At 62.7% G+C, this 14,068-nt stretch carries 13 protein-coding genes; 5 read left to right on the plus strand and 8 right to left on the minus strand.

All coding sequences use genetic code 11. The features are described 5' to 3' along the window. Positions 1-55 precede the first annotated feature (55 nt). The 4 genes from OHD58_RS03505 (at position 56) to OHD58_RS03520 (ending at position 4,538) form a co-directional block, all read left to right on the plus strand. Complete coding sequence (locus OHD58_RS03505; protein WP_263801676.1) at positions 56-1,387, plus strand: murein hydrolase activator EnvC family protein; 1,332 nt, start codon at positions 56-58, stop codon at positions 1,385-1,387. Next, complete coding sequence (locus OHD58_RS03510; protein WP_263801677.1) at positions 1,377-2,708, plus strand: S41 family peptidase; 1,332 nt, start codon at positions 1,377-1,379, stop codon at positions 2,706-2,708. Before OHD58_RS03505 ends, OHD58_RS03510 begins: the two co-directional genes overlap by 11 nt. Before the next feature lie 118 nt (positions 2,709-2,826). Then, positions 2,827-3,993 (plus strand): divergent polysaccharide deacetylase family protein, encoded by a 1,167-nt coding sequence (locus OHD58_RS03515; RefSeq protein ID WP_263801678.1) that lies wholly within the window; start codon positions 2,827-2,829, stop codon positions 3,991-3,993. Between the two features lie 8 nt (positions 3,994-4,001). Then, positions 4,002-4,538 carry an RNA pyrophosphohydrolase gene (locus OHD58_RS03520; RefSeq protein ID WP_263801679.1) on the plus strand — a complete coding sequence of 179 codons (537 nt, stop codon included), beginning with the start codon at positions 4,002-4,004 and terminating at the stop codon, positions 4,536-4,538. A gap of 67 nt (positions 4,539-4,605) precedes the next feature. Here the strand turns inward: OHD58_RS03520 and OHD58_RS03525 are convergent, their stop codons facing one another. Both OHD58_RS03525 and OHD58_RS03530 read right to left on the minus strand, forming a co-directional pair. Beyond that, positions 4,606-4,884, minus strand: coding sequence for a hypothetical protein (locus OHD58_RS03525; protein ID WP_263801680.1), 279 nt, complete (start codon positions 4,882-4,884; stop codon positions 4,606-4,608). 932 nt (positions 4,885-5,816) lie between these two features. Continuing rightward, positions 5,817-6,347 (minus strand): superoxide dismutase family protein, encoded by a 531-nt coding sequence (locus OHD58_RS03530; RefSeq protein ID WP_263801681.1) that lies wholly within the window; start codon positions 6,345-6,347, stop codon positions 5,817-5,819. 437 nt (positions 6,348-6,784) lie between these two features. Between OHD58_RS03530 and OHD58_RS03535 the strand changes: the two genes are divergently transcribed. Then, a complete protein-coding gene (locus tag OHD58_RS03535) occupies positions 6,785-7,888 on the plus strand; it encodes an acyltransferase family protein (protein ID WP_263801682.1) in 1,104 nt (367 codons plus the stop codon). A gap of 6 nt (positions 7,889-7,894) precedes the next feature. Here OHD58_RS03535 and lepB read toward each other — a convergent pair whose 3' ends face one another. The 6 genes from lepB to OHD58_RS03565 all read right to left on the minus strand — a co-directional run bounded on the left by lepB (position 7,895) and on the right by OHD58_RS03565 (position 14,044). Continuing rightward, positions 7,895-8,596 carry a signal peptidase I gene (gene lepB, locus OHD58_RS03540; protein WP_263801683.1) on the minus strand — a complete coding sequence of 234 codons (702 nt, stop codon included), beginning with the start codon at positions 8,594-8,596 and terminating at the stop codon, positions 7,895-7,897. Between the two features lie 137 nt (positions 8,597-8,733). Continuing rightward, entirely contained in the window at positions 8,734-9,135 is a 402-nt protein-coding gene (locus tag OHD58_RS03545; RefSeq protein ID WP_263801684.1) for a F0F1 ATP synthase subunit epsilon, read from the minus strand. A gap of 245 nt (positions 9,136-9,380) precedes the next feature. Continuing rightward, the gene (gene atpD, locus OHD58_RS03550) at positions 9,381-10,973 is read right to left on the minus strand and encodes a F0F1 ATP synthase subunit beta (RefSeq protein ID WP_263801685.1); all 1,593 of its coding nucleotides are present in this window, start codon (positions 10,971-10,973) and stop codon (positions 9,381-9,383) included. Between the two features lie 68 nt (positions 10,974-11,041). Further along, positions 11,042-11,926 carry a F0F1 ATP synthase subunit gamma gene (locus OHD58_RS03555; protein WP_263801686.1) on the minus strand — a complete coding sequence of 295 codons (885 nt, stop codon included), beginning with the start codon at positions 11,924-11,926 and terminating at the stop codon, positions 11,042-11,044. A 28-nt stretch (positions 11,927-11,954) separates the two neighbouring features. Then, positions 11,955-13,484 carry a F0F1 ATP synthase subunit alpha gene (gene atpA, locus OHD58_RS03560; protein WP_263801687.1) on the minus strand — a complete coding sequence of 510 codons (1,530 nt, stop codon included), beginning with the start codon at positions 13,482-13,484 and terminating at the stop codon, positions 11,955-11,957. After that, positions 13,484-14,044, minus strand: coding sequence for a F0F1 ATP synthase subunit delta (locus OHD58_RS03565; RefSeq protein WP_263801688.1), 561 nt, complete (start codon positions 14,042-14,044; stop codon positions 13,484-13,486). The genes atpA and OHD58_RS03565 overlap by 1 nt, the downstream gene beginning before the upstream one ends. Positions 14,045-14,068 lie beyond the last annotated feature (24 nt).

The raw sequence follows: 14,068 nt of genomic DNA on the forward strand, positions 1-14,068 counted from the left end.
ACGGTCCGTTAATGAACTCCCCCGTAGGGTTGGACATCCTGAAGCGAAAATTCTCATGACGGGCATTCCTCGAGCGGCAAATGGATTCGCGCGGCTTTGCGTGCTGGCACTTGCTCTGGCCGCGGTACCTGCCGCCGCCGCGCAGGAAGCGGACTCAGCCGCAATCGAGGCCCGGCAGGCCGAAAGCCGCGCGGAATATGATCGAATTTCCGGTGAAATGGCGCTTTCGACGGAAAGGCTCGACAAGCTTGCGACCGAAATAGCAGCCGTCAAAAAGGACCATGCGACCATCACCGCCGCGCTGATCCAGGCCGCCAAGACTGAAAAGAAGCTCGGTCAGGACATCGAAGACATCAACGATCGGCTCCAGGGCCTGAAGGATCAGCAGGCTGGCATTCGCGAGTCGCTCAAAGCCAGGCGCGACGTGCTCGCCGAGGTGCTCGGCGCGCTGCAGCGCATGGGACTAAACCCGCCACCGGCTCTTCTGGTCAAACCCGAGGATGCGCTGTCGTCGGTACGGAGCGCCATCCTGCTTGGCGCCGTCGTGCCGGAACTCCGGTCCGAAACCGAAATCCTGCTGGCCGATCTCAACGAACTCAACCGCGTCACCGCCTCGATCGAAGCCGAGCGCCAGCGTCTGGCGGCGACGGTGGGCGAACAGATTGCCGAGAAGGAACGGCTCGCCCTCTTGCTCACCGAAAAGAGCCGGCTCCAGGATGAATCGGAAGCAGCCCTCGCCAGCGAACAGCAGAAATCGGAAGAGCTGGCCTCCAAGGCGGGCAGCATGAAGGATCTGATCGCCTCGCTCGAAAAGGAAATCATCGGCGCAAGGTCGGCCGAGGAGAAGGCACGCAGGGCGGAAATCGAACGCCAGAGACGCGAGGCCGCCCTTTCGGCGATGCCTGTGCCGGAGAGCAACAGGCTGGTCGAAACCGCACCGTTTTCGCGTATGAGAGGCAAGCTGGCACTGCCGGTTGCAGGCCGTGTGGCGCGTCGCTTCGGCCGCGACGACAGTAACGGCGGTGTGATGCTTGGCGACATGGTTGCGACACAATCGGGCGCCATCGTCACCGCGCCTGCCGACGGAAGCGTACTTTATGCGGGGCCATTCAGGTCTTACGGGCAACTCTTGATCCTGAACGCCGGCGATGGCTATCATGTCGTTCTGGCCGGAATGGGTCGAATCAGTGTGACGACGGGCCAATCCGTTTTGGCGGGTGAACCGGTCGGCGCGATGGGAGAAGCCAGGGTGGCAAGCGCCTCGGCGAATGGAATTGGTGGCGCCGGACCGGAACTCTATGTAGAGTTCCGAAAAGACGGAAAGCCCGTCGACCCTGCTCCATGGTGGGCAGCGCGTTTTTCTGGAAGGACAGGAAATGATACGTAAATTGTCGCTTCTGTTTGCCGGTGCGCTGATGGGCGCTTCCGCGATGAGCCTGGTCTACGGTGCGCCAAGCTCGTCGGCAAACGCAGCGGGATCGGAAACCTATCGTCAGCTGGCGATTTTCGGCGACATTTTCGAACGCGTGCGCGGCCAGTATGTGACGCCTCCGGACGACAAGGCATTGGTCGAAAACGCCATCAACGGCATGCTGACCTCCCTTGATCCGCATTCATCCTACCTCAATCCCGATGCCGCCAAGGACATGCGTGTCCAGACCAAGGGCGAATTCGGTGGCCTCGGCATCGAGGTCACGATGGAAAACGAACTGGTCAAGGTAATCACCCCGATCGACGACACGCCGGCCGCGCGCGCCGGTGTCCGTGCCGGCGACTTCATCGCCGAGATCGATGGCGAGGAAGTCCGTGGGCTGACCTTGAACGACGCCGTCGAGAAGATGCGCGGCCTAGTCAACACCCCGATCGAACTCACCATCGTTCGCGAAGGCACCGACAAGCCGCTGAAGCTGACGATCGTTCGCGATATCATTAAGGTGAAGGCAGTGAAGTATCGCGTCGAAAACGACGTCGGCTACATGAAGATCACCTCGTTCACCGAGAAGACCTTCGACGATCTGCAGGCAGCGATCGACGACATCAAGTCGAAGATTCCGAACGACAAGCTCAAGGGTTATGTACTTGACCTCCGGCTCAATCCCGGCGGTCTGCTCGACCAGGCGGTCAGCGTCTCCGATACTTTCCTCGACCGCGGCGAGATCGTTTCGACCCGCGGCCGCGACCCGAAGGATATTTCACGCTTCGATTCCCGTCCGGGCGATCTGGTCGACGGCAAGCCGATGATCGTTCTGGTCAACGGCGGTTCGGCGAGTGCCTCGGAGATCGTTGCCGGCGCGTTGCAGGATCATCGCCGCGCCACGGTGCTTGGCACGCAGTCCTTCGGCAAGGGGTCGGTGCAGACCATCATCCCGTTGGCCGAGAATGGTGCTCTGCGGCTGACGACGGCGCTCTATTACACGCCGGCCGGCAAGTCGATCCAGGGCAAGGGCATCACGCCCGACATCAAGGTCGAGCAGCCGCTGCCGGAAGAACTGAAGGACCGCGACATCACCCGCGGCGAGTCGGATCTGAAGGGCCACATCAAGGGCGCCGAGGAAGGCGACCAGGGTTCGGGTTCCGCAGCCTATGTTCCGCCGGAGGCCAAGGACGACATCCAGCTGAACTATGCGCTCGATCTTCTGCGCGGCACCAAGACCGATCCGGCCTTCCCGCCCAATCCGCAGAAGGCCGTGCTGAACCAGCAACAGTAGTAAGCGTTTTCGCGGTCGGACAGACGGGGGTCCGGTTGCGGCGTAGACGATAAACTGCCGGGATTCGATTGATCCCGGCAGTTTTGCCAAAAGCGTCCCGCAGGCAGGGGAAGCGGGCTTGTCGCCAGCGATCAAGGAAATCGAACAGCCGCTCGGATTGGCCAAACCGCCCAAGCGGCGGGATGGCCGGCGTTTTGTGATCAGCGGCCGTTCCTTCGGCACAACCTCCGTTGCGATCCTTCTCCTCGCGGTTTCAAGCGCGATCGCGTTCCGCGACAAACCGTTCCGTGCGCCCGCCGTTGTCGCGGTGGCCGCGCCTGAAATAGCCGAGCCCGCCAAGCCTGAGGCGGCGCAGACCCCACCGCCCGCTTCCGCGTCCAGCCAACCCGGTCCGTCGATCATCCGCGTCGATCCCGAAAATCAGGGCTCGGGCAGTAGCGTCGTCATCGTCCGCGACCCGTCTGCCGTCGGCCAGAATCTGCGCGTAGCGCATCTGCCGGACAGGGCACTGATCGAACAGTCGGAAAACGGACCACTGCCGATCCGTGCCGCGGATGGGCGACGGCCGTTCGATGTCTATGCAGCGCCATGGTCGGGCGCGCGCGGCGCCCGGGTGGCAATCGTGATCGGTGGGCTCGCGGTGTCACAGACCGGCACCCAGCAGGCGATCGAGAAACTGCCTTCCGAGGTGACGCTCGCCTTCGCCTCGCAGGGCAACAGCATTGGTCGCTGGATGCAGGCGGCGCGGCGCAAAGGTCACGAGATCATGATGCAGGTGCCGCTCGAGCCGTTCGACTACCCCAACGTCAACCCCGGCCGCAGCACCCTGACTGTCGAAGCCAGCCCGGAAGAAAACACCGAAAGCCTTCTCTGGACGCTGGGGCGCACGACCAACTACACCGGCGTGATGAACTACATGGGTGCGCGCTTTTCCGCCGATGCGGCCGCCATGGCGCCGATGATGGCCGAACTCGGCAAGCGTGGACTGATGTATCTCGACGATGGCTCCGTGGCCCGCAGCGCTGCTTCAGGCGAGGCGCTTAAAAGCGGCGTGCCATTCGCCGAGGGCGATACGACGATCGACGCCGTGCGCGAACGGGGCGAAATCCTGAAAAAGCTCGATGAACTCGAGCGGACTGCTCGCGCCAAGGGTTTTGCGATCGGTACCGGTTCGGCCTTCGACGTGACCGTCGACGCCGTTGCCGCCTGGGTGAACGAGGCCAAGAAGCGCGGCATCGAGATCGTGCCTGTTTCAGCGGTTGCCAGCGACCCCGAGCGCGGGTAACCGGAAGCATGACCAGGAACAGAACCGTCGACCCTGAAACCCTGCCCTACCGGCCATGCGTCGGCATCATGGTGCTCAACCGGCAGGGCCTGGTCTGGGCCGGCCATCGAATCGTCGTCGAGAACGGCGAGATGGAGGGCGCCGAGCAGCTCTGGCAGATGCCGCAGGGCGGCATCGACAAGGGCGAAGACCCGCTGCCGGCAGCGATCCGCGAACTCTACGAGGAGACCGGCATGCGCTCGGTCTCGCTGCTGGCCGAGGCGCCCGGATGGATCAATTACGAATTGCCGCCTCACCTTCTTGGCATCGCGCTGAAGGGCAGATATCGCGGCCAAACCCAAAAATGGTTCGCCTTCCGGTTCGAAGGCGGCGAGAGCGAGATCGCCATCAATCCACCGCCCGGCGGCCATGAACCGGAGTTCGATCGGTGGGCGTGGAAACCGATGACTGAACTGCCGGATCTGATCGTGCCGTTCAAGCGCGCCGTTTACGACCAGGTGGTGGTGGCGTTCCGGCATCTGGTAGCGGACGGCGGGCGCTTGTAGCCGCCCGCTGCCCGGCAGGGCATCAGGTGGACGCAAACCGCTGCGCACGTTTGCTGGAAATTGCCTTTCACGACGTATCGCGGCGCTCAAGCACGTCGAAGGCGAGGCCGTGCAGGTCTTTCAGGATTTCGTGGACCTCATGCGTGGATTTTTTCCGGCCCCGCCTCGGGTGCTGGCCGGGCGGCCGGCCGGGGCGCAGCGGCCATATGCGGTGCGGCTTCCGGCGGCGCGGTTCTCCGGTTGGCGCGGCGAGGTCGCCGTTTCTTTCCTGAGCAATGATCGCGTGGCGACGCGCCCGCCAGCGGGCGGTTTGCCTGGTGCGGCAGGTCGTCGAGGGCGGCGGCAAGGGCTGCGAACCGCAGGCCGAGGCGGGTGGCGTCGACCGGATCGTCGGGCGATGGCAGGCGGCGGGGCACGATGGGAGACGGTACGGTGTAGCCGGGCACCGAGATGCGCGGCACGCTGGTTGCGGCAGGGCGGCGGGGGCGACTTTCCCAGCGCGGCAGCCGATCGAAAAGCGGCAGCGTGAGCGTGGGGGTAGATGCGCTCTTACCCCCACCCCTTACCCCTCCCCTCAGGGGGGAGGGGGATTTTGGAACATTTGCGCTTGACGCATTCGCTGCTGGACCTGGTGCGGCGAGGACGCCTCCCTCCCCCTTGTGGGGAGGGGTAAGGGGTAAGGGGTGGGGGTCCGGGCGGCATCAGGATGCCGGTTCCGATGCCGTTGCGCAGGATCGTCGGCGCAGGCTTCGCCTTGCGCCAGCGCGACGGCGGGACGACAACGCCACGCGCCGCCACGATGATCAGCCGCCGCACGGCAGACTCGGCAGGGCGGAGCAGACGCAGCACGGCGCGGTGGAGATGGCGGGGAAGGGTTTTTGCGCCGCGCAGGTACCCCTCATCCGTCTCGGCTTCGCCTCGACACCTTCTCCCACAAGGGGAGAAGGGAAGGCCAGTGGCGGCGAGCCCCGCCATGGCGGCGAGCGCGGCCAGGATGCGCTTCAGCGCCTCCGTGTTCCTCTCGATCGCCAAGTTCCAGTCCATCGCCGTTCCTTCCAAGTTGACGAGGAGGATTATGCGGGGCGGCTGGAGGGGTGGGGATAGAGGGGAACGCAGGATTTTTCAATAATCGTGCAAGCTATTCAAATCGCTGCGAAGAATCTTTTTGGTAGAGAATGGGCGTGGGCGAAATCCTCGTCTGGATGCGGGCGACGCTACCTTCTCCGACCGTTCGAGAAGCTCGGTGAGGAGACATTAGGCGACTGTTGCTGCCCAACCTTATTCCACGACCCCGCATGCCAGCCGGTCGCCGGCGTCGCCGGTGGGCTGGGTGGTGTAGTCGTCGGGCTGGGCATGCAGCACGACGGCCGAACCGTCGGCGTCCTTGAGCGGGTTCTTGCCGCCTTCGCCGAGCGTGAACCCGTCGGTGAAGAACTCGGCCTTGACCACGCCCTCCGCCGCTGCGTGGACATTCGGCAGGTCGCCGGCATGCGGCCCGCCTTCGGCCATCACACCGTGCTTCATCTCGCCCGTGTAATGACCACCTGCCGATTTGAACCCATCGGCGCCGTCGCATTTACCGGTCTCGTGAATGTGGAACCCGTGCGGGCCCGCCGGCACGCCGGTGATCTCGGCAATGCCCCAGATCTTGCCTGACGGCGTTTCCTTGAAGGTGACGGTGCCGACCTCCTTGCCGTCCTTGTCCATCATTTTCGCGGTGGCGGTGACCGTCGTGGCGTCCTGGGCGTGCGCCGGCGTCATCGGAAGCGCCGCAATTATCGCGACAGTGGCAACTCTCAAAGCAAGCATCGTCTTCTCCCTAAGGCTGGAGGGCCCTCCATGGAGTGGGAACGGGGCTGGCTCGACTTCGTTGCAATCTACCCGGAGAATCCCACTCCGCTCCTTTATTTATCCACACGGCCTACCAAATTCTCGAACGGAACGAATGTAGCCGGTCGCGCGGTTTTGAGTTTTTGACACCGGTTTTAGAGCACTGACCCTCTAGCGGCGCGAACCTCAAGGGCCATTCGAGTGGGCTTCGAAGGGGTCTCACAGGAGGTGTAGGAACAGATCAGTGAGATGGGCCGGTTGACCGCTCCTACCCCTCACGGCTGGCGCTGGTTTCTGGCCGGTGCATTGACCGCCGCCGCCACAGAGCCGTCGGCTTCCGGGTTACTTCTCTGCGTCTCCGCTGTGTGCATATTTGTAGTTTTCAGGAGATGGATGGGGCGCTATAAGGCGCCTCAATGCAGGCATCCGCAGTGCGGCCGGACGCACTTAATCCTTACCGGAACAGTTTTCACGCGATCAGGCTGCTTGCCGCACTGCAAGTGGTCTACATGCATTCATACGGCCATCTCGGCCTTTCGGCGGGCCCAATATTCCGTCTCGCTTCGCAGTTTCCTGGCGTGCCTATCTTCTTCGCCGCGAGCGGATTCCTCGTGCTGGATAGTTTTTTGCGTTCTCGCTCGGCGTTGGCTTACCTGAAATCCCGAGCGGCGCGCATCTATCCGGGTCTCGCTTTGAACGTCGCGGTGATCGAAACTGCCTTTTGGCTAGGCGGCGGAATGACCTTTGCTGGAATGTCCCTTGCTGGCGTCTTAGGCTACGAACTGGCGTACATAGCCACGGCATCCGAGCTGTTGGGCTTTCGCATCAGCGGTTCCGGCCCAAGATGGAACGTGCCCGATTTGGGGTTCTGGGAACGATACCCGAGTGGCGTTTTGTGGACTCTCACAGTCGAATTGAGCTTTTATGTCGCCATGCTCTTCCTCGGGCCGTTTATGCACTTTCGCAGGGCCGGCACTGTGGTGCTGGCGGTGAGTGCGGCCGCATCGCTTTTCCTGCTCTTTTATTTCGCAGGCAACAAAAAACCACCTGTGCTGTTCATAACGGCCGCGCCATATTTTTGGCTGTTCGCTATTGGCATGCTCGCCCGCCTTTGGATCGTCGAAATCGCCGCCATTCGCATTCTTCCTATCGCGGTGGGCGTCATTCTAGCTCTGGTTTTCTTTGCAAGCGGATTTTCAGGCATCGACTACAAGGTGAACCCCGACTTCGTTGGAGTTGCCAAAGCTGCTCTCGTTTGTTTGTTTGCTATCGCACTCGGCATGTCGCCATGGCTGAGGTCGTCAGCGTTGGTACGCCACGATTTCAGCTACGGCATCTACCTTTACCATATGTTGTTCGTAGCGACCGCCCAAGCGCTCGGATGGTCAGGGACTTGGGTGTTTGTTGGTGTCATACTTCTAACGATCGGCACCGCCGCCTTATCATGGCATGCAATCGAGCGGCCAGTCATCGATCTCGCGAAGCGAGGCTTTCGATGGCCGGTGCCTGCGGCCGGATAAACCCGCTCAGGTGTAACGCTGCAAACAAAGGTGGCCGGCAGGAAATTCGATTATATCGACGACGGCTGCCCTTAGAACCAGCCCTTCGCCATTCCCGCCTAAGCCCGGCCACTCCAATACCCGGTGACAAACTACAACGAAGCCAACGTCGAAGCGACTATCGGAGGAGTTGTCACGGTTATCGCCAAGCATGAAATAATGACCGGCAGGAACGATGAACGCTCGTGTTTCGTCCCCGAAAGCCTGCTCCGTGATGTTCAGCACGTAATAAGCTTTCCCTTCGGGTAGCGTTTCCATTTGCAATGTGGCCGGGGTGCCGTCCATTTCGTACGGTTCGACTTCGGTCAGGGTCACCGGCTCGTCATTGATATGCAGGACACCGCCGATCATCTGGATTTTCTCGCCGGGTAGTCCGATGACACGTTTTATGTAGTCGGTTTCCGGATTCGGCGGATATTTGAATATGACAATGTCGCCACGCCGCGGCTCCTTACCCCAGATACGTCCGTCGTCGGTGGGGAAGAGGCCGAATGCGAAGCTGTAGCGGCTGTAGCCGTAGGCGAATTTCGCGGCGAAGACGAAGTCCCCTTCCGGGACGTTGGGAGCCATGCTGTTCGCCGGAATTGAAAAGGGCTGGAACGCGAGCGAGCGGAAGAGGAAGGCAAAGCCACCGATAAAGACAAACACCCCGAACAGGGCTGGAACCATCCACGCGTTGCGTATCCAGGAAGGCACGCGCCTCCGAGCCGACATATGGCACCCCTCGATCTGAGACCCTTGGATACTGAGCAAACAAAAAGAGCGAGGCAAGCCTCGCTCTCGTCAATCCTCGGCGCCGGCCAAGCTTAAGCCGCCAGTGCGGCCTCCAGCGTGGTGAGCTGCGCCAGGAACTGCTCGGCCCTGGTCCTGGCCTGATCGTCCTTGGCGTCGGCGACGTCTTCTTTCGCCTCCTGGATACGGCGGGCGAGGTCGGTGCGGTCGATATCGCCGACTGCAACCGCCGATTCGGCAAGCAGCGTGCACCCTTCTGGAAGGATGTCGGCAAAACCGCCGAATACCACGTAGCGCTCGTCGGAACCGGAGACCGGCTTCACGGTCACGACGCCCGGCTTGATGGTGGTCATCACCGGCGCGTGGTTGGCCATGACGGTCATCTCGCCCTCGGCACCCGGAATGACGACATGCTGGACCTCTTCCGAGACAAGCAGACGCTCCGGTGAAACCAGCTCAAACTTGAAAGCAGCCATCTCTATTTCCGTTCAATCCAGCCAAGCGGCACTGTAATCCATCTAAGCGGGGAATCGCCACTTTTCCGAGGGTAGCGCAGTTCAACCATGCTGATTTCGTTGTGAAATCCCTCGACAATCCATACTCGACCGACAAGGGTCTTCAACACTTCGATATCTTCGGGGTCCAGTCCCGAATAGAATTCGTCGTCAAGTCGAAGAAGCCGAACCCGCTGTCCAATGGAAAAGGCGGGTTCGGCAATCACTTAAGCCGCTTCAGCCGCCAGACGCTGTGCCTTCTCGACGGCTTCCTCGATGGTGCCGACCATGTAGAAGGCAGCTTCCGGCAGGTGATCGTATTCGCCGTTGGCCAGGCCCTTGAAGCCCTTGATGGTGTCGGCGAGGTCGACCAGCTTGCCTGGCGAACCCGTGAACACTTCGGCGACGAAGAACGGCTGCGACAGGAAGCGCTCGATCTTGCGGGCGCGGGCGACGGCCAGCTTGTCCTCTTCGGACAGCTCGTCCATGCCCAGGATGGCGATGATGTCCTGCAGCGACTTGTAGCGCTGGAGGATCGACTGCACCTGGCGGGCGACCGCGTAGTGCTCTTCGCCGACGACCAGCGGGTCGAGCATGCGCGAGGTCGAATCGAGCGGATCCACCGCCGGATAGATGCCCTTTTCGGCGATCGAACGGTTGAGCGTCGTCGTCGCGTCCAGATGGGCGAACGATGTTGCCGGCGCCGGGTCGGTCAGGTCGTCGGCCGGCACGTAGATGGCCTGCACCGAGGTGATCGAACCCTTGGTCGTGGTGGTGATGCGTTCCTGCAGCGCGCCCATGTCGGTGGCGAGCGTCGGCTGATAGCCCACGGCCGAGGGAATGCGGCCGAGAAGCGCCGACACTTCCGAGCCCGCCTGGGTGAAGCGGAAGATGTTGTCGACGAAGAACAGCACGTCCTGGCCCTGGTCGCGGAAATATTCGGCAACCGTCAGGCCGGTCAGGCCGACGCGGGCGCGCGCGCCCGGCGGCTCGTTCATCTGGCCGTAGACGAGGGCCGCCTTGGAGCCTTCGCCGCCGCCCTTCTTGTTGACGCCGGATTCGATGAACTCGTGATAGAGGTCGTTGCCCTCGCGGGTGCGCTCGCCGACGCCGGCGAACACCGAGTAGCCGCCGTGGGCCTTGGCGATGTTGTTGATCAGTTCCTGGATCAGCACGGTCTTGCCGACGCCGGCGCCGCCGAACAGGCCGATCTTGCCACCCTTTGCGTAAGGCGCGAGCAGGTCCAGCACTTTGATGCCGGTGATCAGTATCTGCGCTTCCGTGGACTGCTCGACATAGGTCGGAGCCGGCTGGTGGATGGCGCGGAATTCGGTCGCCTTGACCGGCCCTTCTTCGTCGACCGGCTCGCCGATGACGTTGATGATGCGGCCAAGCATTTCCGGGCCGACCGGCACGGTGATCGGTCCACCGGTGTCGGTAACCTGCTGGCCGCGGACCAGACCTTCGGTCGAGTCCATGGCGATGGTGCGGACAGTGTTTTCGCCGAGATGCTGAGCAACTTCGAGGACCAGCCGGTTGCCGACGTTATCGGTTTCCAGCGCATTCAGGATCGCCGGCAGGTTGCCTTCATCGAACTGCACGTCGACGACGGCGCCGATGACCTGGCGGACCTTGCCGACCACGCCGGTTGCCTTCTTCGCCGCTGCCGGAGCCTTGGCGGCTGCCGCCTTCGCGGGTGCCGCTGCCTTGGCCGGAGCGGCCTTCTTTGCCGCCGGTGCCTTCGCTGCTGCTGCCGGCGCCTTGGCCGGTGCGGCTGCCTTTGCAGGCGCTGCCTTCTTCGGGGTCGCTGCTTTCGCCATTTTATCTACCCTTTTTCGTCCGTTTCGTCTCGCGTTGTGCGGAAGTCTTGCCTTCCGCGCCATCGCGCCTAGAGCGCCTCGGCGCCCGAAATGATTTCGATCAGTTCCTTGGTGATCTGCGCCTGCCGCTGACGGTTGTAGGTGATCGACAGCTTGTTGATCATCTCGCCCGCGTTGCGCGTCGCATTGTCCATCGCGCTCATCTTTGCGCCCATTTCGCCGGCAGCGTTTTCGAGCAGCGCCCGGAAAATCTGCACTGCGATGTTGCGCGGGATGAGGTCGCCAAGAATTTCGCCCGGCTCCGGCTCGTATTCGTAGACCGCGCTGCCAGCCGATTCCGGTTCCGCCGCGGCCACCGAAGCCGCCGCCGGGATGATCTGCTGCGCCGTCGGCACCTGGCTGATCACCGACTTGAATTCCGAATAGAACAGCGTGCAGACGTCGAACTGGCCTTCGTTGAACAGCTGGATAACCTTGCGGGCGATCGCGTCGGCGTTGACGAAGCCGAGCGTCTTGACCTCGCGCAGGTCGACGCGGTCGATGATCAGGTTGCCGTAGTCGCGGCGCAGGATGTCGTAGCCCTTCTTGCCGACGGTGATGATCTTCACCGTCTTGCCTTCAGCGATCAGTCGCCGGGCATGTTCGCGCGCAAGGCGAGAAATCTGCGAGTTGAAGCCGCCGCACAGGCCGCGTTCGGCCGTGCAGACGACGAGCAGATGCACGTCGTCCTTGCCGGTGCCGGCCATCAGCGCCGGGGCTTCGCCGCCATCGCCGATAGCCTGGGTGATGTTGGCAAGCACGGCGCCCATGCGCTGCGAATAGGGCCGGGCAGCCTCCGCCGCTTCCTGGGCACGGCGCAGCTTCGCCGCGGCGACCATCTGCATCGCCTTGGTGATCTTCTGCGTCGCCTTGACCGAGGCGATACGGTTACGAAGGTCTTTTAGTGAAGCCATGCCTCAACCCTGATCCGTTCCGCCAGCCTCAAGCGAAGTTCTTGGCGAAGGCGTCGATCTGCGCCTTAAGATTGGCGCGCGTCTCGTCCGAGAGCTGCTTGTCCTTGCGGATCGCGTCGAGCACGGCCTTGCCTTCCGAGCGCATATGGGCAAGCAGCCCCTGCTCGAACTTGCCGACCTGGTTGACGGCGAGCTTGTCAAGATAGCCGTTGACGCCGGCGAAGATCACCGCGACCTGCTCCTCGACCTTCAGCGGCGAGAACTGCGGCTGCTTCAGGAGCTCGGTCAGGCGGGCGCCGCGGTTCAAGAGGCGCTGCGTGGCGGCGTCGAGGTCGGAACCGAACTGCGCGAACGCGGCCATCTCGCGGTACTGCGCGAGCTCGCCCTTGATCGAGCCGGCGACCTGCTTCATCGCCTTGATCTGCGCCGACGAACCAACGCGCGACACCGAGAGGCCGACGTTCACCGCCGGGCGAATGCCCTGGAAGAACAGGTTGGTCTCGAGGAAGATCTGGCCGTCGGTGATCGAGATCACGTTGGTCGGGATATAGGCCGACACGTCGTTGGCCTGCGTCTCGATGACTGGCAGCGCGGTCAGCGAACCGTTGCCGTTGTCGTCGTTGAGCTTGGCGGCGCGCTCCAGAAGGCGCGAATGGAGATAGAAGACGTCGCCCGGATAGGCTTCGCGGCCCGGCGGGCGGCGCAGCAGCAGCGACATCTGGCGGTAGGCGACGGCCTGCTTCGACAGATCGTCATAACCGATCAGCGCGTGCTGGCCGTTGTCGCGGAAATATTCGCCCATGGTGCAGGCGGTGAACGGCGCCAGGAACTGCATCGGCGCCGGGTCCGAGGCGGTGGCGGCGACGATGATCGAGTATTCGAGCGCGCCGCGCTCCTCGAGCACCTTCACGAACTGCGCGACGGTCGAGCGCTTCTGGCCAACGGCGACATAGACGCAATAGAGCTTTTCCGAATCAGGGCCGCTCTGGTGGATGGCCTTCTGGTTCAGGATGGTGTCGAGGATGATGGCGGTCTTGCCGGTCTGGCGGTCGCCGATGACCAGTTCGCGCTGGCCGCGGCCGACGGGGATCAGCGCGTCGATCGCCTTGAGGCCGGTCGACATCGGCTCGTGCACCGACTTGCGCGGGATGATGCCGGGCGCCTTGACGTCGACGCGCATGCGCTTCTCGGCCTTGATCGGGCCCTTGCCGTCGATCGGGTTGCCGAGCGCGTCGACGACGCGACCGAGCAGGCCCGGGCCAACTGGCGCATCGACGATGGCGCCTGTGCGCTTGACGGTATCGCCTTCCTTGATGTCGCGGTCATTGCCGAAGATGACGACACCGACGTTGTCGGCTTCGAGGTTGAGCGCCATGCCGCGGATGCCGCCCGGGAACTCGACCATCTCGCCCGCCTGGACGTTGTCGAGACCGTAGACGCGGGCAATGCCGTCACCGACGGACAAAACCTGGCCGACCTCGGAGACCTCAGCCTCCTTGCCGAAATTCTTGATCTGATCTTTCAGGATTGCGGAAATTTCCGCGGCGCGGATATCCATCAGCCGACCTCTTTCAGTGCAAGCTTGAGCGAATTGAGTTTGGTTTTTAGCGACGTATCGATCTGGCGCGAGCCCATCTTGACGACCAGTCCGCCGAGCAGCGACGGATCGACCGTCACGGCGATCGAGACATCCTTGCCGGCGACGCCCTTCAGCGTTGCCTTCAGTTCGGTCTGCTGGGCCGGCGTCAGTGCGTGCGCCGAGGTAACTTCGGCGGCGACCTCGCCACGCTGTTCGGCGGCGATGCGGCGGAAGGCACGGATCATGCCGGGAACGGCGAACAGGCGACGATTCTTGGCGACGACGCGCAGGAAATTGCCCACCAGGCCGCCGATCTTGGCCTTGTCGGCGATGGCCGAAATGGCCCTCAGCTGATCCTCGGCGGAGAAGACCGGGCTCTTCATCAGCCGGTCGAGATCGGCGCTGCCGTCAAGCAGTTCCTCGAAGCGTCCGAGATTCTTTTCCACCTCGGCGACGGCGTTTGCCTGGGCAGCAAGTTCGAACAGCGAACCTGCATAACGCTCGGCAACACCGGAGATTGGCGAGTTAGACTGTGCCACGGACCGTCTTTTCTCTCGTCTGAC

It is taken from the genome of Mesorhizobium sp. ZC-5 (assembly GCF_025753855.1).
Classification (GTDB): Bacteria; Pseudomonadota; Alphaproteobacteria; order Rhizobiales; family Rhizobiaceae; genus Neomesorhizobium.

Bases quoted from the DNA above. Each gene is read 5' to 3' on its own strand.
- OHD58_RS03505 (WP_263801676.1), top strand. From the start codon at position 56: ATGACGGGCATTCCTCGAGCGGCAAATGGATTCGCGCGGCTTTGCGTG.
- OHD58_RS03510 (WP_263801677.1), top strand. From the start codon at position 1,377: ATGATACGTAAATTGTCGCTTCTGTTTGCCGGTGCGCTGATGGGCGCT.
- OHD58_RS03520 (WP_263801679.1), top strand. From the start codon at position 4,002: ATGACCAGGAACAGAACCGTCGACCCTGAAACCCTGCCCTACCGGCCA.
- OHD58_RS03530 (WP_263801681.1), bottom strand. From the start codon at position 6,347: ATGCTTGCTTTGAGAGTTGCCACTGTCGCGATAATTGCGGCGCTTCCG.
- OHD58_RS03535 (WP_263801682.1), top strand. From the start codon at position 6,785: ATGCAGGCATCCGCAGTGCGGCCGGACGCACTTAATCCTTACCGGAAC.
- lepB (WP_263801683.1), bottom strand. From the start codon at position 8,596: ATGGTTCCAGCCCTGTTCGGGGTGTTTGTCTTTATCGGTGGCTTTGCC.
- OHD58_RS03545 (WP_263801684.1), bottom strand. From the start codon at position 9,135: ATGGCTGCTTTCAAGTTTGAGCTGGTTTCACCGGAGCGTCTGCTTGTC.
- atpD (WP_263801685.1), bottom strand. From the start codon at position 10,973: ATGGCGAAAGCAGCGACCCCGAAGAAGGCAGCGCCTGCAAAGGCAGCC.
- OHD58_RS03555 (WP_263801686.1), bottom strand. From the start codon at position 11,926: ATGGCTTCACTAAAAGACCTTCGTAACCGTATCGCCTCGGTCAAGGCG.
- atpA (WP_263801687.1), bottom strand. From the start codon at position 13,484: ATGGATATCCGCGCCGCGGAAATTTCCGCAATCCTGAAAGATCAGATC.